The organism is Xanthomonas sp. NCPPB 2933 (genome assembly GCF_056725225.1).
This window is the reverse complement of record NZ_CM161518.1, coordinates 130,385-154,313: the sequence shown is the minus strand read 5'-3', so window position 1 is coordinate 154,313 and position 23,929 is coordinate 130,385. Positions and strand designations below refer to the sequence as shown.

Genomic DNA, 23,929 nt, shown 5'->3' with positions numbered 1-23,929 from the left:
GCATGCAACACCTGCATTTATGCGACAGGCGGGGCTATCTCGGCGTGTGGGAGATGGCACAGGTGCAAGCGGAGTTCGGACGTGGCCGCTATCGTGCCGACACCATGTCGTGGCGCCCAGGCGAAACAGCGTGGACCTCACTTGGACGCCGCTGGAGCCCGCGCGCGACGCCCTGGTTGCCCGTCTTGGGGGCACTCGCACTGTTCGGCTGTCTGGTCCTTGGCATCGCGCTACCGTTGTGGGGTTTTCACATTCCCGGGCGCCTGCCTTTGCCGCTGGCCTGGCATCTGAGCCTGTTTGCTGTGTCGCTGCTATTGACTGCAATGGTGCTAGGTATCGCGGTCAAACACGACCCCGGCTACGGTACCTCGCGCGCGTGGACGTCGGTGTGGTTGCTGATCTCGGCACTGCCATTGATTGCTGCATTGCTCTATCAGCTGGTGAGTAACGATCGCGCACGCCACGCGGAGGCAGACGCGCGGATGGTGCTGAGTGCCGACAAGCGGGTGCTGCGCATCGACGGCAATATCGCGGCGAATTTCATTGATGACTTCAAGGCTGCCGTGGCGCGTGCGCCGCCTCTGCAGCGGATCGATATCCGCAGTGGCGGCGGGTTGGTTGACGACGCACTTGAAGTAGCCAAGATCATCCGTGCCCGCGACTTGGTGGTGCGCGTCGATGACTATTGCGCCAGCGCCTGCAGCTTGCTGTGGGCGGCATCGCCCGAGCGCCAGCTGAGCTTGCGTGGCTCTATCGGGTTGCACCAGAACAGGATGCCCGGTAACGCACCCAAGGAATGGCGCGAATCTGCACTGGTGCAGGCGGATGCGCAATCGCGCGCCATCCTGCTGCGCGCCGGATTCGGGCCTGGCTTGTTGTCCAAACGCAGCCATACGCCGCCCAGCTCGATGGCTTGGGTCGATGCTACCGAGTTGGTCGAAAGCGGTGTCAGCGTGCGTATCCTTGATGCGCACGGCAAGCCAGCGACGCCTTCCGCCATTGCCATGGCGGGCGCCTTGCACCAGATGGGCGCAAGCGATGCGTCCTGGCGCGCATATCTAGCTTATGCGGCCAAGCAGCCGGACCAGGTGCTGCAGCGCGCACCGTCGATTCGTCAGGCGCTGCTTGCCAAGGACAAGGACATTGCCGTTGCGTGGTTACGCAGGCTGTACGCTGAAATGATGGCATTCGCCTTTGGTCGCTCGACCGATGCCGACATGCTCCGCTGGGGCAAGGATATTTCCGCGCTCTGGGACGACGCGGTGCGTACCCAGGACAAGGCACAGTGCAACACGTTGCTGGAGAACGGCGCACGCCCGCAGAACGAGGAAACGCGCGCACGCGTCCGCGGCCTGCTTGCCGACCTGATCGCCAGCACCGCAACGCAGGCACCGCAACACGCGGTGTCCGACGCAGAAGAACGGACAGCGCGCCTGCGCTACAACAGCACGTTCTGGAAGGCGGTCGATTCAGCACAGCAGCCGATCGATTGGGCCGCATGGTCGGAACCGCAGCGATGCAAGGTGTCGGCGCAACTGTATCGCGAGGCGCTCGCGCTGCCGCCTGCGCAGGCAGCGACATCATTGCGCGCGTTACGGATCATCCACTTCGATTGAGTCCCGGGTGATCGGTCGTGATTGCGCCGCCAACGATGCGCCAGGCAGGCGAGGGCTGCCGACTCCATGTGCCGTCAGTTGACTCACCACCGGGCAGCGGGGAGTATCGCCCTCGGGCCGGAGTGGGACGGTCTACGGGAAGTCGATCTCTACGCGCAATGCCTTGCAAGCAGTCGCCTGACTGCCCGCAGGGATCACATATCGATAAGGGAATTCTCATGAAGACCGCATGCGTTGCACTGGCTGCCGTCATGTTGCAAGCCACACCCGCCTTCTCCGCATCAACCGCGCCATCGCCACTGGTCGGAACCTGGCTACTGGATACCAGCAGCCTCCCGATGCCAGCAGCGGTACGACCCAAACGTGTCGTCCTGAATTTCAAACAGGTTCCAGGCAACAAGTGGGCAACCAGCGCCGAGATCATCGAACACGACAACAAGACGCTGCAGGCACAATCCACGCTGCTGCTGGACGGCACGCCGGGTAAGGCATCCGGCACCTACCTGGTCGATCGTGCCGCCGTCAAAATGCCCGAGCCAGGCGTGCTGGTCATGCAGTTGATGTATCAAGGCGTCCCGGCATCAACACGCACCTATACGGTCAGCGCCGACGGCAAGGTCATGACCGAGATTGAAGCGTACTTCAAGGACGGCAACCCGGTAATGCGCACCGCGTATTTCAAACGCGCGGCACGTCAGTCCAAGTGAACACTGGCGAGCGAGCGCCTGTCAGCGAGTGCAGTGGTTTTGTCGGCCGTCTCTTGGTGGATGCAGGCAGAGGTTTAGATCAAACACTGAGTGGGTCGAATGCGCGGTGCCCTCACCGCTCGCGGGACACGCCGCAAGTACATCCATGTAGGCTCGGTGGCGGCATCCATGCCGCCACACGGTCCCGCAATCGGTGAGGACACCGCACCAGAGAGTTGGTCGGTAGTTTGATAAAGGCCTACCTGTTGATCGCGTTGCGTTTTGCGTTGCGAAGTTAATCGGCCGCGGCGTTATCCAAACAACACACATGCCTTGCTTGCAACCATGCGTACCGACCATCTCGACTGGTCCTTGCCCGCCCACCGTCGCGGGACCTTACGCGGCATGGATGCCGCGTAAGAGCCTACATGGACGTACTTGCGGCGTGTCCCGCGAGGGTGGGCGGGCAAGGGCCCTGCAGCGCACCGGCTTCCACACATAGCCCTCAATGTCCTTACCCTCACTACTCCAGCGCCGCTCCTCGCGCTGCAGGCAGGGGCCGAAGGCATCGGAAGGCGGCACGATCAGTTGCGTGCCCTCGATGACGACCTGGCGAAAAGTGGTGACCTCGGCCTCGCCGAGTTCGCGGCGTAGCAGGGCTTCGATGTCGCTGCGTTCGAAGCGTTCGCCTGCATGTCGTGCGATGTAGAGCGGGCGCATGGCATCCAGCAGGCCGTGCTTGCCGGCAGAGCGCTTGCGCAAGGCGGCGTCGACGCTGGCGAAGTACAGCATGCCGCGTGCATAGGGAATGCGGCGGACGGCTTCCTGTTCGAAACCGGCTGCATCGATCTGCTGCAGCGACCAGTGTCGCGCCGGGCTGGTGTAGTAGTAACGCGCCCAGTCGTTGATGGTCTTTGCGCAGGCCGCGATCGGGTGCAGCCCGGAGGCGCACGGCAGGGTCGCCTGCACGAAGACGTTCATGCCTTCCGCATACCACGGCTCGACTCCGTTGCTGAGTTGGCCAACCCATTGATGCCCCATCTCGTGAAAGATCGTGCTCTGCACGCTTTGCAGGTCCTGCGATGGCGAGAACACGCTGCCCACCGTCATCAGGCTGCCGCCGCCGGCCAGGCGTGCGGTGCCGGTTTCGTACGAGGCAACCGGCAGGGCGCGGATCAACAATTCGTAATGCGGTGCCTGCATGTAGCCGAACGCGCTTGTCAGCACCTCGTAGGCGCGTCGCGCCCAGGCCATGGTGGCTGCCGCATCGAACGGTGGTTGACCGATGGTGTAGGCATTGAACACGGCATCGGGTTGCGTCTGGCCGGCGAGTGCAGGGCCGGCCAGCAACCACAGATCGTCCATGACCATCGGCGAGCCGGGGACATGCAGCGTTCCGGCCCCGCCAGTGGCTACGCCGATCGAACCGGGCACGAGCTCGGACAGATCCCACATCAGCACGCTGGTATCGCTGCTCAGCGCTTCGGGCAGCAACACGAAACTTTTGGTACTGCCTGCAACGCCCTGCCCGGCCGCCTTCATGCCATACGGTGGGCCGCCGGTCTGCGCGGGCTGCAGCGCGGCGCGATAGCGCACTGTCACCTGCGGACCGACTGGCCGGCCGGTGGTCCAGCGTCGCAAGGCAAAACCTTGCGACGGCCCGCCGTCATCGATCGCCAGTGCAACCTCGCCGCGTGCATCGGTGACGTGTAACTCGCTCACTGCATCGGCATTGCGCGGCACTGCGGGCAATGCCAAAGGCAACACCAAGGTCAACGGCGCGCGCGCGTCCGGCAGAACGAGTTGCTCGGTGACAGCCAGGCCATTGACCGTGCCGTCCTGCGCGGCCAGGGGTTTGATGGTGACGCTGAAATTGACGCGCTCTGGCACGTCTGCAGCACGCGCGGCGTGTGACGGCAACAGCGTGACCATCAGCGCCAGCACTGCACCACTGCACCAACCGAGCGCCTTCGGTATTGCGTCGATGCCAGCGGCAGCGTGGTGAGAAAGCGCTGCGCGTCGCCTGCGCGCAGCATCGTGCAAACATCCGCTGGACACATTTCTGGCGCGCATTGTGATCCTCACACAAACAACTGCACTGCATAGGCCAGCGTCGCCCACAGGCCGACGTGATAGGCGAGCGTGCGCAGTCCGGGAATGCCGAAAAGATAGCAAACCGCATGCACCACGCGCGCACTTAAAAATACCAACGACGCGATCACCGTGATGCTATTGGACACCTGCAGCGTCATGGCAGCGAGCACGACTGCGGCAAAAGGCAACAGGTTTTCCAGCAGGTTGCGGTGCGCACGTTGTGCACGCCCTGCGGCACCGCTCGGTTCGGGCAACCCCTCGCGATTGCCGATCAACGCCTTGGCTCCGACCTGGCGCGCGTACAGCGCAGAAGACACCAAAGGAATGCACAGGCACAGCAGCGCGGTTGCCACCAACGCGATCAATTCGATGGGCATGCTCACTGCGCAGCCTGCTCGATGGCGGCGACCAGCGCGCCAGGCGCGGTGAGAAATGGCGAATGGCCGGTGTCCAGATCGATGGTCATCCGCATGGGAGTGGCAGCGATTGTCCTGGACTGGAACGCCGGGCTCAGCGCGTTGTCCTGCAGCGTGCGGATATACACCCGATCCACACCACTCGAGCGCGCGGTCAGATGCACCGGCGTCATCATCGGTTGCAGTGGCTCGTCCACGATCATGTGTTGCATGCGGGCCTGCTGTGCGGCAGTTGCATCGTTGGCGAACAGCTCGCCGCGTGCAGATGCCTCCACCGACATTGCCTTCTTGTGCGTGTTCACTGTCAGGTAGGGCGGCATCTTGCTTGCCGTGTCCGCTTGCGCGAGCGCCAGCAGCGTGCGTCCGTCTTGTGGAACGAACGCAGCCAGATACACCAGGGTCTTGATCTTCTCCGGTGCGGCCTCGGCCACGTTGGTGACGGTGACACCGCCAAAGCTATGCCCGACCAGCACCACCGGTGCGCGCTCGCCAGCGATCGCGGCCAGCACCGTGTCGCGATATGCATCGAGGCTGATCGCCTCCGGCTCCTGCGTTGCACCGGGGCGGCCCGGCAGATTCACTGCGATGACGCGATAACCATGCGCACGCAATTGGCCGGCGACCGGCCGCCAGATGGCGGAGGTTTCCCAGGCGCCGTGCACCAGCACGATGGTGGGATGCGTGACGGGCTTTGCGGTGACGGCGCCGGAACACAGCGCGCACAACAGCAGCGTGGTCATGGTCATGCAGGTCTTGTTTTTCATCGGTGCATCTCGGGTCTGTGTGGATGCACTAAGGTTCCCCCTGCGCGCCACACGACTCCATGACCCGGACACTGTCTTCCATGACCGATCCTCTACCGCTGCATGCAACGCACGTTGCGCAGCCCGCACGCGCCGACATCCTGTCGCAATTGCTCACGTTGATCCGCCTGCACGGCGAGGGCGTCTACACCGCAGAGGTCGCTGCCCATTTCCATGCGCATCTGCCGGCGGGGCCATCGCATCTGCACTTTATCGAAGCAGGCGCGTTGTGGATCACACCCGATGGCGGTGCACCGTTGCAGCTGCACACCGGCGATCTGGTAGTGCTGCCGCACGGGCGTGGGCATACCTTGTCGCACTCGGCACAGGTCAAAAGCATTGCCGATGATTTCTTCGCAGCCGGGCAGTTCGACGCTGCAACGCTGAAGATCCGGCATGGCGACGGCGCACCGCTGGCCACTGTCATCGGCGGCATTTTTCGCTACGAACGGTTGCCGCTGCCGCCGATCATGCGCGCGCTGCCAACCCTGATCCATATCCCCGGCGATGGCGGGCGCGTGCCGGAGTGGCTGCGCCTGCTCTCGCATTTTTTGATGGCCGAAGCGCACGAGGTGCGCCCCGGTGCGCGCTTGATGGTCTCGCGCATCATCGACCTGCTGGTGATCCGCGCCTTGCGCAGCTGGGCAGAGCTGCATCCGCAGCAATCGCGCTGGCTTGCCAGCCCGGTCGGCGAGCGGATCGGACTGGCCCTGCATGCGATCCATGCCGATCCGTACCGCAGCTGGAGGGTGGAACAACTCGCACGCCATGCCGGGTTGTCGCGCTCGCTGTTTGCGCAGCAGTTTGCGCAGATCACCGGCGAGTCGCCGATGCGCTACATCGCGCTGTGGCGCCTGAGCGTGGCAGACGATCTGATCCGCTCAGGCAACGTCAGCGTGGGCGATGCCGCGCGCCGGGTGGGCTATCACTCCGAAGCCGGCTTCAGCCGCGCGTTCAAGGCCTATTTCGGCCATGCGCCCAAGCAGGTCAAGCCGTAGCGCGACCGACACAGCGACAGCGCGCTGGTCTGTCCGGGCACATCGATCACTCACATGCGCGGTGTAGATCGACCCGGCCCGCACGATTGCACGCGAGCCGCGCCAACCGCCATGCACATCGTCACTTGACCACTTTCAGGCCTCTACGCCACCCTCGGGGTTTGGCACGTGCGCAGCGTGCGCTTCAGTGGAGAACGCCACGTGGACCGTCGTACCTTCCTCACCTTGTCCGGCATCGGTGCAGCCGGGTTGCTGCTGCCGCATACGCGCCTGATCGCGGCCGAGCAATTGCTTACCCCGGTGGATGCGGCGCGCAACCGGCGCCTGTCCGATACCGCATTGACCACCGCCAAGGCGGCCGGTGCCAGCTACTGCGATGTGCGCGTGGGCCGCTATTTGCGCCAGTTTGTGATCACCCGCGAGGCGCAGGTGGAGAACGTGGTCAACGCCGAATCCAGCGGTGTAGGCGTGCGCGTGCTGGCCGATGGTGCGTGGGGTTTTGCGGCCACCAATACGCTCACCAGCGATGGTGTGGCCACTGCTACGCGCCAGGCGGTAGCGATCGCCAAGGCCAACGCGCGGCTGGGCGGTGCGCCGGTGCAGTTGGCACCGTTAACCCCGGCCGGGCAAGTGAGCTGGAAGACCCCGATCAAGAAGAACGCGATGGCAGTGCCGCTGCAGGACAAGGTTGCGCTGCTGATGGACGTCAACGCGGCCGCACTCACTGCCGGTGCCACCTTCGTGGCCTCGCGCATGTTTGCGATCAACGAGCAGAAGTATTTCGCCAGCAGCGACGGCTCCTACATCGATCAGGACGTGCACCGGCTGTGGTTGCCGTTTACCGTCACCGCAGTGGACAAGGCCAGCGGCAAGTTCCGCACCCGCGACGGGCTGTCTTCGCCGATGGGCATGGGCTACGAATATCTGGATGGCGATGCCAGCCAGAAGCATCAGTTACCTGGCGGACTCATCGGCTACGGCCATCGCTATGACGCGCGCGAAGATGCGATTGCTGCCGCCAAACAGGCGCGCGCCAAACTCACCGCACCCTCGGTGAAGGCCGGGAAATACGATCTGGTGATCGACCCGAGCAATCTGTTCCTCACCATCCACGAGTCGGTGGGCCACCCGCTCGAGCTCGATCGCGTGCTCGGCTACGAGGCCAATTACGCCGGCACCAGCTTCGCCACGTTGGACAAGCGCGATGCGGGTTTCCGCTGGGGCAGCGATGCGGTGACCTTCGTCGCCGACCGCACCCAGCCCGGCAGCCTGGGCGCGGTGGGTTATGACGATGAGGGCGTCAAGAGCAAGCAATGGGAGCTGGTGAAAGACGGCATCCTGGTCGATTACCAATGCACGCGCGATCAGGCGCATCTGCTCGGCAAGACCGCCTCCGACGGCTGCAGCTATGCAGACTCCTGGTCCAGCGTGCAGTTCCAGCGTATGCCCAATGTGTCGCTGGCCGCAGGCAAACAACCACTTGGCGTTGCCGAGATGATCAAGAACGTCGAGCGCGGGTTGTACATCCACGGGCGCGGTTCGTATTCGATCGACCAGCAGCGCTACAACGCGCAGTTCGGCGGGCAGTTGTTCTACGAGATCGAGAATGGCCAGGTCACGCGGTTGGTGGAAGACGGTGCCTATCAAATCCGCACGCCGGAATTCTGGAACGCCTGCAGCGCAGTCTGCGATCAACGCGACTTCCGCCTGGGCGGCTCGTTCTTCGATGGCAAGGGCCAACCCAGCCAGGTCTCGGCCGTGTCGCATGGATCATCCACCGCACGCTTCGATGGCATCAACGTGATCAATACCGCGCGTTCGTTGGGCTGAGAGCTGCCAACAAACGGTTTGTAGGTCGCTTTGCTAGAGCTGTCCTGGTTGCAAGTAGACACAGCTACAATCTCAACGAGTCGTTGCGTCGTTTAGGTGCGATCAAAAGCTTGGTTAGTCGAGGGCGCGGTGCCCTCACCGCTCGCGGGACACGCCGTGAATCCATCCCTGGAGGCTCGGTGGCGGCATCCATGCCGCCACACGGTCCCGCAATCGGCGAGGACACCGCACCAGACAGTTTCCTGGCTGCTTTGTTGAAAGCATGCTTGTTGCTCGGCTCTCGTCGGAAGCTGATCGTGCGCGCTGTTGTCCGAACAACGGACGTCGTGCATTTCTTGCACCATGCACACCGACACTCTCGACTGGTCCTTGCCCGCCCACCGTCGCGGGACCTTACGCGGCATGGATGCCGCGTAAGAGCCTACAGGGACGTACTTGCGGCGTGTCCTGCGATGGTGGGCGGGAAAGGGCCCTGCAGCGAAGTTGCAGCCCTATCGCTCTGCCGTTGAAGCGTCTACACCGTTCAATCAGCTCACAGCAACAAAGATATCGACTTATGTTGTTTAGATGCATTCAAACGCTGTAAGTCAAAAGCGTGGTCAGTTGAGCGCGCGGTGCCCTCACCGCTCGCGGGACACGCCGTGAATCCGTCCATGGAGGCTCAGTGGCGGCATCCATGCCGCCACATGGTCCCGCAATCGGCGAGGACACCGCACCAGGAAGTCTGCTGGTTGCTTTGTTGAAAGCCATAAACACCGACCATCGCGACTGGTCCTTGCCCGCCCACCGTCGCGGGACCTTACGCGGCATGGATGCCGCGTAAGAGCCTACAAGGACGTACTTGCGGCGTGTCCCGCGATGGTGGGCGGGCAAGGGCCCTGCAGCGAAATTGCAGCCCTATCGCTCTGCCACTGAAGCGTCTACATCGTTCAATCAGCTCATAGCAACAAAGATATCGAGTTATGGTGTCGTTTAGATGCATTCAAACGCTGTAGGTGGGCGGGCAAGGGCCCTGCAGCCAACACGCAGACGATCGCTTCATTTTTAGTCTCTCTGAGCCATATGAAGCAGGCACTGGGCACGATGGCGTGCGCGTCGCGCATTGCACGACCGCCAATAAGATAATGCACGCCTGTCATCGATCACATCGCGTGTCGACGCGATGGCGCAGCAAGCACACGCTACCAGCCCCGTTCGCCACATTTGCATGCAGGCAGCGTGTGCCGCTCGACTCATGCGAGCACAGCGATTGCCGCTGCACCCATGCCGAAAGTCATTTGACGCAGCGTTCATTGCCCGGCAAGAATCGGCGATACCGTGCAGATACCCATCTGTGCGTCACCAGACTACCTGCGCGCCGCGCGGGACTATTGGGGAGTTGCCCGTGCAACGACGTGATTTCCTGGCCCTGACCGGGCTGACCATGGGTGGACTGATCGTGCCCGCCTACTTCGGCAAGGCCATTGCCGCCGAGCAGTTGTTGACGCAACTGGATGTGGGCCGCAAGAAGCGCCTGGCCGATGCCGGCCTCAACGCAGCCCGTCAGGCCGGTGCGAGCTACTGCGATGTGCGCATCGGCCGCTATCTGCGCCAGTTCGTCATCACCCGCGAAGACAAGGTGCAGAACGTGGTCAACACCGAATCCATCGGTGCGGGCATCCGCGTGCTCGTAGCTGGCGCCTGGGGCTTTGCTGCCACCAACGATCTCACCGAACAGGGCGTGGCCAAGGCCGCATCGCAGGCCGCCGCGATCGCCAAGGCCAATGCCAAGGTGCAGGGCACACCCGTGCAACTGGCGCCAACGCCCGGCGTGGGCGAGGTGAGCTGGAAGACGCCGATCAAGAAGAACGCGATGGAAGTGCCGATCAAGGACAAGGTGGACCTGCTGCTCGGCGTCAATGCCGCCGCCACCGCGGCCGGCGCCAACTTCGTCAACTCGATGCTGTTCGTGGTCAACGAGCAGAAGTACTTCGCCAGCACCGATGGTTCCTACATCGATCAGGACGTGCACCGCATCTGGGCACCGATGAGCGTGACTGCCATCGACAAGGCCAGCGGCAAGTTCCGCACCCGCGACGGACTCTCCGCACCGATGGGCCTGGGCTACGAATATCTGGATGGCGCGGCCTCGGGCAAGTTCGTCTCGCCCAACGGCGTGGTCAATTACGGCCTGTCCTACGACATGAAGGAAGACGCCATTGCGGCGGCCAAGCAGGCGCAGGAAAAGCTCAAGGCACCGTCGGTGAAACCGGGCAAGTACGACCTGGTGCTAGACCCCTCGCATACCTGGCTCACCATCCACGAATCGGTCGGCCACCCGCTGGAACTGGACCGCGTGCTCGGCTACGAGGCCAATTTCGCCGGTACCAGCTTCGCCACGCTCGACAAGCTCAAGGCCGGCTTCCAGTACGGCAGCGACAAGGTGCATATCCTGGCCGACAAGACCCAGCCCGGTAGCCTGGGTGCGGTGGGCTACGACGATGAAGGCGTCAAGACCAAGCAGTGGGATCTGATCCGCGACGGCAAGCTGGTGGACTACCAGGCCATTCGCGATCAGGCGCATATCCTTGGCAAGACCGCCTCCGATGGCTGCTGCTACGCCGACTCGTGGTCGAGCGTGCAGTTCCAGCGCATGGCCAATGTCTCGCTGGCGGCCGGCAAGACGCCGCTGAGCGTGAGCGACCTGATCAAGAACGTGGAAAACGGCATCTACATCATCGGCGATGGCTCGTTTTCCATCGACCAGCAGCGCTACAACGCGCAGTTCGGTGGCCAGCTGTTCTACGAAATCAAGAACGGCGCGATCACCCGCATGCTTGAGGATGTGGCCTACCAGATCCGCACCCCGGAATTCTGGAACGCCTGCAGCGCCGTGGCCGATCAACGCGATTACCGCATGGGTGGCTCGTTCTTCGACGGCAAAGGCCAGCCGAGCCAGTCCTCGGCGGTCTCGCACGGCTCGTCCACCGCCCGTTTCGACGGCATCAACGTCATCAACACCGCCCGCTCGCTCGGCTGATCAGGAGAAACCCATATGAGCATCCTTACCGAAGCGCAGGCCAAGGCCATTCTGGACAAGGTCATCAAACTGTCCAAGGCCGATGAGTGCACCGCCACGCTCACCGGCGCGATCGACGGCAATATCCGTTTCGCACTCAACAACGTGTCCACCAGCGGCATCGTCGACAACACCGACCTGCAGGTGCAGGTGGCGTTCGGCAAGCGCGTAGGCATCGCCACCATCAACGAGTTCGACGACGCCGCGCTGGAACGCGTGGTGCGGCGTGCCGAAGATCTGGCCCGCCTGGCCCCGGAAAATCCGGAATTCATGCCGGCGGTCGAGAAGCAAACCTATACCGCCAGCCCGACCTTCAGCGACTCCACTGCCGCCATCGACCCGGCGTTTCGCGCGCAGGTCGCCGCCGATTCGATCGCCCCATGCAAGGGCAAGGGGCTGATCGCTGCCGGCTTTCTCGAGGATGGCCAGAGCTTCACCGCATTCGCCAACAGCAAGGGCAATTTCGGCTACCAGCGTGGCGCACGTTTCGACTACACCTGCACCGTGCGCACCGAAGACGGCCGCGGCTCGGGCTGGGTGGGGCGCAATCTGAAGGATGCGGCCGACTTCAAGGCCGAGCAGGACATCCGCATTGCGATGCGCAAGGCCAGCGACTCGGCCGAAGCCAAGGCGCTGGAACCGGGCAAGTACACGGTGATTCTGGAGCCGGCCGCCGCTGCGGGGCTGATCTCGTTCATGATGAATTTCTTCGACGCGCGCCGCGCCGATGAAGGCCGCAGCTTCCTGTCCAAGAAAGGCGGCGGCAACAAGCTCGGCGAACAGGTCTACGACCCGCGCGTGAACATCACCGCCGACCCGTGGGATGCGCGTGCCGCAGTGTTGCCGTGGGACGAAGAGGGCCTGCCGCGCGAGAAGATGTCGATCGTGGAAAACGGCAAGATCGCCAACCTGCAGTATTCGCGCTATTGGGCGCAGAAGAACGGCAAGCGCGCGATCGGCGAGCCGGGCAACCTACTGATGGCCGGCGGCGACAAGAACATCGCCGAGCTGGTGCGCGGCACCGAGAAGGGCATCCTGGTCACGCGCACCTGGTACATCCGCATGGTCGACCCGCAGACCGTGCTGCTCACCGGCCTGACCCGCGACGGCACCTTCTACATCGAGAACGGGCAGATCAAGTACCCGGTGAAGAATTTCCGCTTCAACGAATCGCCGGTGATCATGCTCAACAACATCGACGAACTGGGCAAGCCGGTGCGGGTGGCCGGTGACGAATCCAACTTCGTGATGATGATCCCGCCGATGCGTCTGCGCGACTTTACGTTTACCTCGTTGTCGGATGCGGTGTGAGTCGGAGCCGGGATTCGGGAGTGGCGATTCGGGAATCGGAGCGCAGAAGCCGCTCTTTGCAGACTGATACCTTGCAGGCGCTTGCGGCTCCCGTTCCCGGTCTCCCGGCTCCCACTTCGCGGCGCCACTTCCTAGGCTTGTTGCTCGGTAGCGCCGTCACCCTGGCGCTCCCGCTGCGTGCACGCGCGGCCGGCAACTACGATTTCTGGTTCACCCGGCTGCGTTACGACTCCGGCGATTGGGATGTGGATGCGCGCATGCCGTCCAACCTGATCACCTCGCTGATCGACTACACCCAGCTGCGCGTGGACCCGCAGGAGCACGTGCTGGATCTGGCCGATCCGCGCATGTTGCAGGCACCGTTCTGCTATCTGGCCGGGCACAAGCTGGTGGAATTCAACCCGGCCGAGCGGCGCAACTTCGAGCGCTATGTGCGCAATGGCGGCTTCGTGTTCGTGGACGATTGCAATCACGATATCGATGGCCTGTTCGCCACCTCGTTCGAAGCGCAGATGACATCCATCTTCGGCAAGACCGCGCTGCAGAAGTTGCCCAAGAGTCATCGCCTCTACAACGCATTTTTCAAGTTTCCTGATGGCCCACCGGCCACCAGTTTCGAACTCAATGGCTGGGGCGACGATCTGGTGCACGATTACCTCAAGGGCATCAGCATCGATGGCCGGCTCGGCGTGTTGTACAGCAACAAGGACTACGGCTGCGAATGGGATTACGACTGGCGCAACAAGCGGTTTCTGGCCGAAGACAACACCAGGTTCGGCGTCAACATCGTGATGTATGCGTTGACCAATTGACCGCCGTGTAGGGGCGCGCTGGCGCGCGATGAAGATTTCCCGGTGAAGCCTCGCGCGCAAGCGCGCTCCTACGCCAGCAACCCGATAACGAGACTTTCCCCATGACTTCCCCCAACGACGACATCCTCACCGCACAGCTCTCCCAACTCGGTGCGCTGCGTGCGGCACTGGCCCAGGCGGTGGTGGGCCAGGACGCGGTGGTGGAGCAACTGCTGATCGGCCTGCTGGCCGGCGGCCACTGCCTGCTGGAGGGCGCGCCCGGCCTGGGCAAGACGCTGCTGGTGCGCTCGCTCGGGCAAGCGCTGGAGCTGCAGTTCCGCCGCGTGCAGTTCACTCCCGATCTGATGCCCAGCGACATTCTGGGCACCGAGCTGCTGGAAGAAGATCACGGCACCGGGCATCGGCATTTTCGTTTTCAGCAGGGACCGATCTTCACCAATCTGCTGCTGGCCGACGAGCTCAATCGCACCCCGCCCAAGACCCAGGCCGCATTACTGGAAGCGATGAGCGAGCGCACGGTGAGTTACGCCGGCACCACCTATGCGCTGCCGGCGCCGTTCTTCGTGCTGGCCACGCAGAACCCGATCGAACAGGCCGGCACCTATCCGCTGCCGGAAGCGCAGCTGGACCGCTTCCTGCTGCATGTGCGGGTGGACTACCCCAGCGAGCAGGAAGAGCGCGACATCCTCACCCAGACCACCGGCACCGCAAGTGCGCAGGTGCCGGTGGTGATGGACGCGGACAGCGTGTTGACACTGCAGCAACAGGTGCGGCAGGTGCATGTCGGCGCGGATCTGCTGACCTGGATCAATCGCCTGGTGCGCGCCAGCCGGCCCGGCCCGCAGGCCAGCGACGAGGTGCGCCAGTGGATCCGATGGGGCGCCGGCCCGCGCGCCGGGCAATCGCTGGTGCTCGCGTCCAAGGCACGCGCATTACTGCACGGCCGCTTTGCCGCCACCCGCGACGATGTCATTGCGCTCGCAGCGCCGGTGATGCGCCACCGCCTGCTGCTGTCGTTTGCGGCCGAGGCCGAACAACGCAGCGCCGACGATGTGGTCGCAGCGCTGCTGCGCGCCGTGCCGTTCCCGGCGTGAGGCACGTAGCGGCGTGAGCGTGGACCTGCCGGCGTTGATTCCTGCCGAGCTGCGCAGCCGCCTGCGCGGTTTGCAGCTGCATGCACGCCACGCGCAGGGCGCGCACGGCATCGGCCAGCACGCCAGTCGCAGCCGTGGTGCGGGGCTGGAATTTTCGCAATACCGCGCTTACGAACCTGGCGATGCCTTGCGCCAGATCGACTGGAAACTCTACGCGCGCTCGGACCGCTTCTTCGTGCGCGAAGCCGAGCGCGAAAGCCCGCTCACGCTGTGGTTGTTGCTCGATGCCACCGCCTCCGCTGGCCAGGCAGACCAGGCGCGCCCTGCCTACACGCGCTTGCAGGCGATGGCGACCTTGGCCGCATGCGCTGCCGAAGTGGCGCTGCGCCAGGGCGATCAGGTCGGTTTGTTCGCCGTGCACGGCGATGGCCTGGTGGCAGTGCCGGCAGGCGGCGGGCCGCGTCAACGCGACCGGCTCTGGCTGGCATTGCAGCGTCTGCGCGCCGGCGGGCGCTGGCCCGGCATGGATGCGCTACGTCCGCTGTGGGAACGCATCGCCGCACATGCATTGGTGCTGTCGATCGGCGATGGCTTCGATGAAGCATTGGTCGGCGCGCTGGAAAAACTTGCCGCCGCACGCCGCGAAGTGATCCAGCTGCAAGTGCTGACCTGCGACGAACGCGATTTCACTTTCAGCGGCGGGCACCGCTTCCGCGACCCGGAAACCGGCGAAGAATTGCTCGGCGATGGCGCCGCGATGCGTGCCGCATACGTGCAGCGCTTCGGCGATGCACAGCGCGCGCGGCAGGCCCGCTGGCAGGCCGCCGGCATTGCGCATGCGCTGCATTATCTGGATGCACCACCCGACGCGGCGTTGCGCGACTTGTTTGGGCAGGGTGCGCGGCGATGAGCCGATACTCCCGTCTCAGCGAGGTACCGTCATTGCACCTCGTCGCGCACGCCGCTGAGGTGGCGCGGCCGTGAACCTGCTCCTGCTCTTCCCCGCCGGCTTGGCCGCGTTGGCCGCACTGCTGCTGCCGCTATTGATCCACCTGGCACGCCGCAGCGAACACCGGCCCACCGACTTCGCCGCGCTGCGCTGGCTGCGTGCGCTGCCGCGCCCACGGCATCGTGTGCGCTTCGACGAATGGCCGCTGCTGCTGGTGCGCTTGCTGTTGCTCGCGGCATTGGCGCTGCTGCTGGCCGAGCCTGCATTGCGCGACCATCAGGATGCGCGCCCGCGGATTGCGGTGAGCCCTGGCGTGGATGTGGCCGCGGCGCGCACGCTCAGCCATGCCGCAGAGGCACAGTGGGTGTGGCTGACGCCGGGCTTCCCGCCGATCGATGCCGATGCGACCAACCCACACACCACGCCCGCCGGCACCACGCAACCGCTCAGCAGCCTGCTGCGCGAACTCGATGCCAGCCTGCCGCCGGACACCGCACTCAGCGTCATCGTGCCGAGCCAATGGGGGCCGCTGGATGCGCAGCGCCTGCAGCTGTCGCGCAACGTGCAATGGCAGGTGCTGCCCGGCCAATCGCCGCTCGCCCCTGCCGCAGCTGTCGCACCGCTGCGGCTGCAGGCGATCGCCGACGCCCCCGCCGACCCGGCGCTGCGCTATCTGCGCGCCGTACACGCTGCCTGGGCAGTGCCCGGCGCGTTGCCAGTCAGCGCCCCCGACGCCGCAGTGCAGGCGCGCTGGGCACCCGGCACGGTGGTGGTATGGCTGTCGCACAGCGCACCGCCTGCGCCGGTCATCGCCTGGGTCGCAGCCGGCGGGCACCTGCTGCTCGACGCGCAGACGCCGGCCCCTCCCGCACTCGCCGGCCCGCGGCAGGCAGTGCTGCAAGACGCGCACGGCGCGCCACTGATCGATGCCATCGCATTCGGGCGCGGGCGCCTGCTGCGCTGGTCCGTGCCGCTGCAGCCGCAGCACCTGCCCGCCTTGCTGGATGCCGATTTCCCCACGCGCCTGCACGACGCCTTGCAATCGACGCCCGCACCACAGCGTGCGCTGGCACAGACCCAACAACCACAGCGTGGCCCTGCGGCCACCCGCCTGACCACCGCACCGTGGCCGCTGGCGCCCTGGCTGATTGGTCTGGTGCTGCTGCTGTTCGCCGCCGAACGCTGGCTGGCCACATCGCCACGCCGGAGCAACGCAGCATGAGCACGCCGGCGCTGCACCACGCCTGGCAGGCCGCGCGGCGGCGGCAGGCCGCAGGCGTGCTGCTGTTCGGGCTACCGCTGGCCGTGCTGCCGGCGCTGCTGGCCTGGCGCAGCGGCGCGCAGATGGCGATCGTGCCGTCGCTCATTGCAGGTGTGTTGGCACTGGCCGGCGTGGCGATGCTGGCGACACGGCGACTCGACCAGACCTGGCTGATCCGCCGGCTGGATCGCGAAGCGGATCTGGAAGACAGCAGCGACCTGCTGTTCGCCTCGACCGCGCAGCTCGGCCCCTTGCAGGCCCTGCAACGGCAGCGCCTGGAACAGCGCCTGCGCAGCACCCCGCGCGATCTCCGCCCGGCCTGGCCGTGGCGGCGCGCCTGGCCATGGAGCCTGCTCGGCCTGCTGGCCTGCGCCGCACTGCTGCTGTGGCCGCACCGCGCCACCCAGCCCGCGCCGAGCAACGACCGCGTCGCCGCCGCCCGTGCCGGCAACGGCGCTCCCACGCTGCGTCAGGCCCGGCTACACAGCACCCCGCCCGCCTACACCGGCCTGCCGTCCGCACGCCTGCCCGGCCTGGATGCGCGCGTGCCAACCGGCACCCGGCTGGACTGGCAGCTGCAGGTCAGCCCGGCCCCGCGCAGCGTGGCGCTGCGGCTCACCGACGGCCGCCTCATCGCGCTGGCCCGGCAAGGCAGCAGCGATCAGTGGCAAGGCCAGTGGATCGCCGAGCGCGCCAGCCTGTATCGCATCCTCATCGACGGTGCGCCGGCAGACCGCCAGCTGCATCGGCTCGACGTGCTGCCGGATCGCCCGCCGCAGGTGCGCGTGCTCGCGCCCGAACAAAGCCTGGTGCTGTGGACGCCGTCCAACGGTGGCTGGACGCTGCGCTTCGAAGCCAGCGACGACTACGCGGTGGCCGCCACTGCCGAACTGCGCCTGACCCTGGCCCAGGGCAGCGGCGAGAACATTACCTTCAAGACCCAGCGCCGCACCCTCACCGGCAGCGGCCCGGCCAGGCAGCGCGGCTTTTCCACCACGCTGCAGCCGCAGGCCCTGGGCATGGCGGCCGGCGACGACCTGATCGCCCAATTGATCGTCCACGACACCCGCCAACCCGGGCCGCAGGAAGGCCGCAGCGCCAGCGTAATCCTGCGCTGGCCGCCGCCCGAACAGACCATGGCCGCCGGCCTGGAAGCCAGCGTCAAACAGACCCTGCCGGCCTATTTCCGCAGCCAGCGCCAGATCATCATCGACGCCGAAGCGCTGCTGAAGGAAAAGCCGCGCCTGGATCCGGATGCCTATCTCAAGCGGTCCGATGCCATCGGCGTGGACCAGCGCCTGTTGCGGCTGCGCTACGGCCAGTTCCTGGGCGAAGAAAGCGAAGGCGCGCCCAAGGGCCCGCCCACTGCCGACGACCCGCCCACCAGCGACGCCCCGGCCAACGATCTGCCCACCGCCGACATGCCCACTGCAGATGCACCGGCAACGCCTGCGACAGCTGCGCAGGCGCCTGCCCAGGACGAACACGGGCACGACGAGCACGAACACGACGCCGCATCCGAACCCGGCGCCGCCGCGCTGGATGACCACGACCATGACCACGGCAACAACAACGGCCGGCCCGAGCGCAGCAGCTTCGGCCAGGCGCAGGATGTGCTCTCCGAATTCGGGCATACCCACGACCACGCCGAAGCCGCCACCCTGCTCGACCCGCAAACGCGCGCCCTGCTGCGCGCCGCGCTGGACCAGATGTGGCAGTCCGAGGGCGAGCTGCGCCAGGGCCACCCCGAGCGTGCGCTGCCTTATGCCAACAAGGCGCTGGGCTTCATCAAGCAGGTGCAGCAGGCCGAACGCATCTACCTGGCGCGGGTCGGCACCCAGCTGCCGCCGATCGACCCAAGCCGGCGCCTGAGCGGCGACCGCGCCGGCCTGGGCGACCGTGCCGCCGGGCTGGACACCCGCCCGGATCCCGACCCGTCCGCGCTGCAACTGTGGGACGCGCTGGGCGAACCCGCACCTGTGTCGGACGCCACACTGGCTCGCTACGCGCAGTGGCTGCAACGCCAGCAAGACCGCCTGCACGATCCACTGAGCCTGGCCGCGGCTGTAGAAACCCTGCGCGCCGAACCCGACTGCGCCGCCTGTCGCGCCCAGCTGCGTGCCCAGGTCTGGCGCACCCTCGTCGCCCCGCCCGCGCCCGTCCACCGACGCGCCACACCGGACGCACGCGGCCAACGCTATCTGGATGCACTGCACCGGGAGCCGCAGCCATGACGCTATCACTGCCCTGGCTGGTCGGTTCGGCACTCTTTCTGGTGGTCGTCGTCGGCTGGTTCCGGCTGTTACGCGCGCACGCTCGGCAACCACATTCGCGCGTCCGAATATGGCTATTGCTCGCCGCCCAACCGTTACTCGCGGGTCTGCTGTACCCGGTGCTGCTGCCGCCCCCGCGCGCTGGCAGCACGAGCGAGCTGCACGTCGCCACCGCGGGCACTACGGCAGCTCAGGTCGGCCCGAATGCGGCGCAGTGGGTCGCCTTGCCCGAAGCGCCTGCGCTGGCAGGCGTGGCACGCGTACCGGATCTGGCCACCGCCCTACGCCGCGCGCCCGGCACCACCGCAGTGGTCGTGCATGGCACCGGCCTGTCGGCACGCGACCGCAACGCACTTGGCGTACCGCTGCGACTGGCGCTTGGCCCGGCACCGCAGGGTCTGGTCGCCGTCTCGACACCGCCCCCGGTCGCCCCCGGCGAAACCTTCGCCATCAGCGCCCGCGTCCAGGGCCTGCCGGCAGCACGGGTGGAGCTACTCGACCCCGCCGGCCAGGTGGTCGACACCGCCGTAGCCAACGCAACCGGCCAAGTGCATCTGCGTGGCCTGGCGCGCGCAGCGGGGCAGGTGGTGTTCGCGCTGCGCCTGCGCGATGCCGCAGGCGCCGAACGCAGCCGCGTACAGGTGCCGGTGCTGATCACCGCCGTGCCGCCCGCGCGTGTGCTGTTGCTGGCCGGCGCGCCGCAGCCGGAACTGAAATACCTGCGCCGCTGGGCCAGCGATGCCGGGCTGGACGTGCGCAGCCAGATCGCGGTCGGCCCCGGCGTGCAACTGGGCGAGAGCGCCGCACTGGACGCCACCAGCCTGGACACACTCGACCTGCTGGTCATCGACCAACGCCGCCTGGTCACGCTGGGCAACGCGCAACGCCAAACCGTGCGCGCCGCGATCGACCGCGGCTTGGGCGTGCTGGTACGCACCGACGGACCACTGGATACCGGCACCCGCGCAGCACTCAACGCGCTCGGCTTCGCGACAACCGGCGGAACGACCAGCACTGCAATCGCCGCCCCGCGATCGCTGTCTTCGGCCGCACCGTCCATCGATCCAGCTGCAGCCCCTGCCGACACTCCCACACTTCCACCGCTGCAACGCCGCGATCTGCAACCGCAAGATGCCGAGGCAGTGATTGCAGCACGCGCCGACGACGGCAGCGCGCTGGGCTGGTGGCACGCACAAGGCCGCGGCCGCATCGGCATCGGCCTGATCGAAGACAGCTTCGCGTTGGTATTGGCCGGCCGCAGCGACCTGCATGCCGCGCTGTGGGCGCAGCTGTTCGGCGCCATCGCCCGCGCGGGCGGCACGGCACCCGCCCCGCTGCAAGAAGGCTGGTCGCAACAGCGCATGTCACTGTGCGGTCTCGCTGCAGACGCACATGTCACCGGCCCCACCGGTCCAGCCCAACCGTTGCTGATCGACCCCACCAGCAGCGCCCAAACCTGCGCCGCCTACTGGCCCACAAGCGCAGGCTGGCATCTCCTGCAAACCGGCAAAGACCAACGCTGGCTTTACGTCCGCGCGCCCGCCGACGCCCCCACCGTGCATACCCAACAAACCCGCGACGCCACCCTTGCGATGGCCGCCGCCACCCACACAAACGCGACCCTCGGCACGCCAATAACCCAACCCGGCACCCGCTGGCCGTGGCTACTGGCCTGGCTCACGCTGGCCACAGCCCTGTGGTGGCTGGAACGACGCAGGCGCTGAGTTGCTGCCGCGCCAACCCGCATCAGCGCATGGGTGCGATGCCGCTCTTTAACGACTCGAAATTTTGAGTGCCCTGTCGTGGCTGTAGGATCAGGTGGAGAGCGGCTGATCTGAGGCTTTGCTGCAGGGTCCTTGCCCGCCCACCATCGCGGGACACGCTGCAAGTACGTCCTTGTAAGCTCTTACGCGGCATCCATGCCGCGTAAGGTCCCGCGACGGTGGGCGGGCAAGGACCAATCAAGATGGTCGGTGTGCGTGCTTTTCAAAAAGCAATCGACTTACGCTCGCCGCCACACCCGACATACATTATTTGCCGGCAACGCCACATCGTCGATCAACTGCAATCCCACCGAAGCCGCCAGCGCATCCACTGCCTCCGCATCCCGAATCCCCGACGCCGCATCGCGCTCACGCAACATCGCATCGAATGCGCGATTGCTGTCGCTGGTGAATTGTCCATCACGATTAAACGGCCCGTAGATCACTAGTACCGCCTGCGGCGCCATCACTGCAGGCAATCCCGCGAACAACGCCTGCACTTGCGGCCAGCCCATAATGTGCAAGGTATTGGCGCTATACACCGCATCAAAACCGGCAACCTCTCCCGCTTGCACGATCGGCAACGGCGGTGCCGGTGCCAGACCCGGCGTCGGCGTCAGCACCGCCTGCAACGGAATCGGTGGCGGCGTATTTGGCAATGCAGCCTCGTCCAGCCACTGCGTCATGCCCGGCAGATGATCGGGATGATCGCTCGCCTGCCAACGCAGCCACGGCATCGCCGCCGCAAAATGCACCGCGTGCTGCCCTGTGCCTGCACCGATCTCCAATACATGGCGGCGGTCAGCAAAGTGACGCTGCAATACCGCAAGGATCGGGTCACGGTTGCGCGCGGAAGCCGGCGAAAAAGGTTTGCTCATGGACGAGGTCCGACATAGGCGAAAGTGATTGTGACGTGTCGCAGTGACATCGTGCATCTAAAGCTCTGCTTGCAAGCGATCACCTCGCAGATCAGCGGGAATGACCGACGGATCAACGCAAGACCTGGAGCGGCCAACAAAACTCCTACGCCCACCGTCAGTTGGACGCAGCCGGCGTTGTGGTTCCCATCAGCACACAGCCAAGTGAGCAGGTGCGATGCGCTCACCGATTGCGGGACCGTGTGGCGGCATGGATGCCGCCACCGAGCCTACATGGATGTACTTGCGGCGTGTCCCGCAAGCGGTGAGCGCATCGCGCCCTCGACCAACGCCGACCAACGCGGCTTTGAAACATCCAAACGACGCTGAAGCTCAAGCTCTCGGTCGCCTTGAGAGGTAAATCGAACGGTGTGGATGCGTCGGTTGCAGAGCGGCTGATCTGCGGCCTGGTTGCAGGGCCCTTGCCCGCCCACCATCGCGGGACACGCTGCAAGTACGTCCTTGTAAGCTCTTACGCGGCATCCATGCCGCGTAAGGTCCCGCGACGGTGGGCGGGCAAGGACCAGTGGAGATGGTCGGTGTGCGTGGTTGCGAGCAATGCGTGGTGTGCGGCCGGCCGACGAGGTGCGGTCTGGATCTCAACGCGGTGCAGGCAATGCGTCATACGCGCGCCGCACGGCCTCTTCTCCAAAGCGCCGCTCCAACCGGCGCACGATGAAATGCCCGCGTGCCATTGCCTGGAAGTGGCGCATGAACACGGTATTGAGCGTTGCGCCACTCACGGCACCCACCAGCGGCACCGCCTGCACGGCGAGTTTTTCACCCACGTTGACCGAGAACTTGGCCGCAACGCGCGACACCAACGACACCAGCGCGGGTGCGCCCTTGCTGGCGAAACCATGTGCGGCCACGTAATGCGCGGCGGCGCTGAGTTGCTGCGCCATGGCCGCGCGTACGGCGAAATAGCCGGATTCGGCGCCATCGTCGCTGACGCTGCGTCCGCCATGCGCCAGCACTTCCAGGCAGGCCAGCGCCGTTTCCGGATCGTGCAGCGATTCGCCTTCCGAGCGTGCGATATCGGCGATGGAGCGCAGCATCACCGTGGTGGTCACCGGCAGCTCCACCAAGAGACCGGGCAATCCGAAGAACCCGCCTGCACCGCCCGCGACAGCCACCACCATGGTGTGCCGCGCAGTGGAGGCGGGCTGCTGCGTGTCGGCCTGGCCGCGCAAAGTGAGCAATGCCGATTTCATTGCCACCTGCAATGCGCGGCGGGTGACCCCATCGATGCTGCGGGTCAGCATTTTCGGTAGCCGCTTGGTGATCAGACTCTCGATCGGCGCGCCCAGCGCGTTGGCAAGTTGCGCTGCCACACCGGGGTTTTCCAACAGCGCGTGCGCCGTGGCCAGATCGCGTTGCGCGGCAACGTCCATCACTGGTATCGGAAGCGTCGTCATGCCTGTTCTTCGTCGTTAGGGGTCCGCCCCGATGGTACCCAGCGCCATGTGAGCGTTAGACGAGCGAACTGTGCAGTGCCAAGACAATCCTGCAATTGGCCTGCAAAATGCGCGATCATCGGGATCTACGCTGCGAATGCCCACCCGATGAATCGTGAGATCCGCCACAGCATCGTCATTGCCGCCGCGCCGGAAGTGGTTTCCGCTGCGCTGTCCGAGCCAAGGCAGCTGGCCCGCTGGTGGACGCGCGAGGTGAGCCTGGGCAACGGCAGGGTGCGGCTGGACTGGAGCCGTCAGGGCTGGCGGGTGGAGTTGAGCATCGACGAGGGCGCCGACCATCGCCTGGTGTGCTGGCGCTGCCACGACTCCAACATGCTCGATTCGGATGCCTGGAAAGGCACCGTGATGCGCTTCGAGCTGCACTCCACCAGCCAGGGCACGCAGGTGGAGTTCGTCCAGTCCGGTTATCGCGAATCGCCGTGCAAGGAGGCCTGCGCGCGCGGCTGGCGCTTCTTTCTGGGCAGCAGCCTCAAACGCTATGTGGAAACCGGCGAAGGCATGCCCTCGGCCGACATGCTTGCGCCCAACCTGCATTGAGCCCGGTGCGCATCACGCGCATGCACGCTGCGC

Annotated in this window: 18 protein-coding genes; 13 read left to right on the top strand and 5 right to left on the bottom strand. The window is 65.5% G+C overall.

Going from position 1 to position 23,929, the window contains the following annotated elements:
* The first annotated feature begins 2 nt into the window (after positions 1-2).
* Together AC1PLU_RS00590 and AC1PLU_RS00585 are read left to right on the top strand one after the other, a co-directional pair.
* Entirely contained in the window at positions 3-1,616 is a 1,614-nt protein-coding gene (locus AC1PLU_RS00590) for a hypothetical protein (RefSeq protein ID WP_481107389.1), read from the top strand.
* A 239-nt stretch (positions 1,617-1,855) separates the two neighbouring features.
* Positions 1,856-2,323 (top strand): LuxR family transcriptional regulator, encoded by a 468-nt coding sequence (locus AC1PLU_RS00585; RefSeq protein WP_119960794.1) that lies wholly within the window; start codon positions 1,856-1,858, stop codon positions 2,321-2,323.
* 375 nt (positions 2,324-2,698) lie between these two features.
* On the opposite strand, the gene AC1PLU_RS00580 is transcribed toward AC1PLU_RS00585, so the two are convergent.
* The 3 genes from AC1PLU_RS00580 to AC1PLU_RS00570 form a co-directional block, all read right to left on the bottom strand.
* A complete protein-coding gene (locus AC1PLU_RS00580) occupies positions 2,699-4,246 on the bottom strand; it encodes a hypothetical protein (RefSeq protein WP_481107388.1) in 1,548 nt (515 codons plus the stop codon).
* A 137-nt stretch (positions 4,247-4,383) separates the two neighbouring features.
* Positions 4,384-4,773, bottom strand: a complete 390-nt coding sequence (locus AC1PLU_RS00575; RefSeq protein WP_481108580.1) for an MAPEG family protein — start codon at positions 4,771-4,773, stop codon at positions 4,384-4,386.
* Positions 4,774-4,775: 2 nt separating this feature from the next.
* A complete protein-coding gene (locus AC1PLU_RS00570) occupies positions 4,776-5,576 on the bottom strand; it encodes an alpha/beta fold hydrolase (RefSeq protein WP_481107387.1) in 801 nt (266 codons plus the stop codon).
* Between the two features lie 80 nt (positions 5,577-5,656).
* Here AC1PLU_RS00570 and AC1PLU_RS00565 point away from each other — a divergent pair, with 80 nt between their 5' ends.
* The 10 genes from AC1PLU_RS00565 to AC1PLU_RS00520 all read left to right on the top strand — a co-directional run bounded on the left by AC1PLU_RS00565 (position 5,657) and on the right by AC1PLU_RS00520 (position 20,925).
* Entirely contained in the window at positions 5,657-6,613 is a 957-nt protein-coding gene (locus AC1PLU_RS00565) for an AraC family transcriptional regulator (RefSeq protein ID WP_481107386.1), read from the top strand.
* A gap of 201 nt (positions 6,614-6,814) precedes the next feature.
* Entirely contained in the window at positions 6,815-8,443 is a 1,629-nt protein-coding gene (locus AC1PLU_RS00560; protein WP_481107385.1) for a TldD/PmbA family protein, read from the top strand.
* A 1,384-nt stretch (positions 8,444-9,827) separates the two neighbouring features.
* Positions 9,828-11,462 carry a TldD/PmbA family protein gene (locus AC1PLU_RS00555; protein WP_043888811.1) on the top strand — a complete coding sequence of 545 codons (1,635 nt, stop codon included), beginning with the start codon at positions 9,828-9,830 and terminating at the stop codon, positions 11,460-11,462.
* A 15-nt stretch (positions 11,463-11,477) separates the two neighbouring features.
* Entirely contained in the window at positions 11,478-12,812 is a 1,335-nt protein-coding gene (locus AC1PLU_RS00550; RefSeq protein WP_023902027.1) for a TldD/PmbA family protein, read from the top strand.
* On the top strand, positions 12,809-13,624 hold the full coding sequence (locus tag AC1PLU_RS00545) for a DUF4159 domain-containing protein (protein ID WP_481095766.1): 816 nt from the start codon (positions 12,809-12,811) through the stop codon (positions 13,622-13,624). The genes AC1PLU_RS00550 and AC1PLU_RS00545 overlap by 4 nt, the downstream gene beginning before the upstream one ends.
* Before the next feature lie 101 nt (positions 13,625-13,725).
* On the top strand, positions 13,726-14,718 hold the full coding sequence (locus tag AC1PLU_RS00540) for an AAA family ATPase (RefSeq protein WP_481107384.1): 993 nt from the start codon (positions 13,726-13,728) through the stop codon (positions 14,716-14,718).
* Positions 14,719-14,731: 13 nt separating this feature from the next.
* Positions 14,732-15,628, top strand: coding sequence for a DUF58 domain-containing protein (locus AC1PLU_RS00535; RefSeq protein WP_481107383.1), 897 nt, complete (start codon positions 14,732-14,734; stop codon positions 15,626-15,628).
* Positions 15,629-15,698: 70 nt separating this feature from the next.
* Positions 15,699-16,889, top strand: coding sequence for a BatA domain-containing protein (locus AC1PLU_RS00530; protein WP_481107382.1), 1,191 nt, complete (start codon positions 15,699-15,701; stop codon positions 16,887-16,889).
* On the top strand, positions 16,886-19,162 hold the full coding sequence (locus AC1PLU_RS00525; protein WP_481107381.1) for a hypothetical protein: 2,277 nt from the start codon (positions 16,886-16,888) through the stop codon (positions 19,160-19,162). Before AC1PLU_RS00530 ends, AC1PLU_RS00525 begins: the two co-directional genes overlap by 4 nt.
* Positions 19,159-20,925 carry a carboxypeptidase regulatory-like domain-containing protein gene (locus tag AC1PLU_RS00520; protein ID WP_481107380.1) on the top strand — a complete coding sequence of 589 codons (1,767 nt, stop codon included), beginning with the start codon at positions 19,159-19,161 and terminating at the stop codon, positions 20,923-20,925. Before AC1PLU_RS00525 ends, AC1PLU_RS00520 begins: the two co-directional genes overlap by 4 nt.
* 278 nt (positions 20,926-21,203) lie before the next feature.
* Here AC1PLU_RS00520 and AC1PLU_RS00515 read toward each other — a convergent pair whose 3' ends face one another.
* Both AC1PLU_RS00515 and AC1PLU_RS00510 read right to left on the bottom strand, forming a co-directional pair.
* Positions 21,204-21,842 carry a DUF938 domain-containing protein gene (locus AC1PLU_RS00515; protein WP_481107379.1) on the bottom strand — a complete coding sequence of 213 codons (639 nt, stop codon included), beginning with the start codon at positions 21,840-21,842 and terminating at the stop codon, positions 21,204-21,206.
* A 638-nt stretch (positions 21,843-22,480) separates the two neighbouring features.
* Positions 22,481-23,275, bottom strand: a complete 795-nt coding sequence (locus AC1PLU_RS00510; protein WP_180315454.1) for an EcsC family protein — start codon at positions 23,273-23,275, stop codon at positions 22,481-22,483.
* A gap of 171 nt (positions 23,276-23,446) precedes the next feature.
* Between AC1PLU_RS00510 and AC1PLU_RS00505 the strand changes: the two genes are divergently transcribed.
* On the top strand, positions 23,447-23,896 hold the full coding sequence (locus tag AC1PLU_RS00505) for an SRPBCC family protein (protein ID WP_006453265.1): 450 nt from the start codon (positions 23,447-23,449) through the stop codon (positions 23,894-23,896).
* The last annotated feature ends 33 nt before the right edge of the window (positions 23,897-23,929 follow it).

What these genes read in the sequence shown, in the direction of transcription:
- AC1PLU_RS00540 (WP_481107384.1), top strand. Translation starts at nt 13,726, where the DNA reads ATGACTTCCCCCAACGACGACATCCTCACCGCACAGCTCTCCCAACTC.
- AC1PLU_RS00515 (WP_481107379.1), bottom strand. Translation starts at nt 21,842, where the DNA reads ATGAGCAAACCTTTTTCGCCGGCTTCCGCGCGCAACCGTGACCCGATC.
- AC1PLU_RS00505 (WP_006453265.1), top strand. Translation starts at nt 23,447, where the DNA reads ATGAATCGTGAGATCCGCCACAGCATCGTCATTGCCGCCGCGCCGGAA.
- AC1PLU_RS00565 (WP_481107386.1), top strand. Translation starts at nt 5,657, where the DNA reads ATGACCGATCCTCTACCGCTGCATGCAACGCACGTTGCGCAGCCCGCA.
- AC1PLU_RS00590 (WP_481107389.1), top strand. Translation starts at nt 3, where the DNA reads ATGCAACACCTGCATTTATGCGACAGGCGGGGCTATCTCGGCGTGTGG.
- AC1PLU_RS00510 (WP_180315454.1), bottom strand. Translation starts at nt 23,275, where the DNA reads ATGGACGTTGCCGCGCAACGCGATCTGGCCACGGCGCACGCGCTGTTG.
- AC1PLU_RS00550 (WP_023902027.1), top strand. Translation starts at nt 11,478, where the DNA reads ATGAGCATCCTTACCGAAGCGCAGGCCAAGGCCATTCTGGACAAGGTC.
- AC1PLU_RS00570 (WP_481107387.1), bottom strand. Translation starts at nt 5,576, where the DNA reads ATGAAAAACAAGACCTGCATGACCATGACCACGCTGCTGTTGTGCGCG.
- AC1PLU_RS00520 (WP_481107380.1), top strand. Translation starts at nt 19,159, where the DNA reads ATGACGCTATCACTGCCCTGGCTGGTCGGTTCGGCACTCTTTCTGGTG.
- AC1PLU_RS00575 (WP_481108580.1), bottom strand. Translation starts at nt 4,773, where the DNA reads ATGCCCATCGAATTGATCGCGTTGGTGGCAACCGCGCTGCTGTGCCTG.
- AC1PLU_RS00525 (WP_481107381.1), top strand. Translation starts at nt 16,886, where the DNA reads ATGAGCACGCCGGCGCTGCACCACGCCTGGCAGGCCGCGCGGCGGCGG.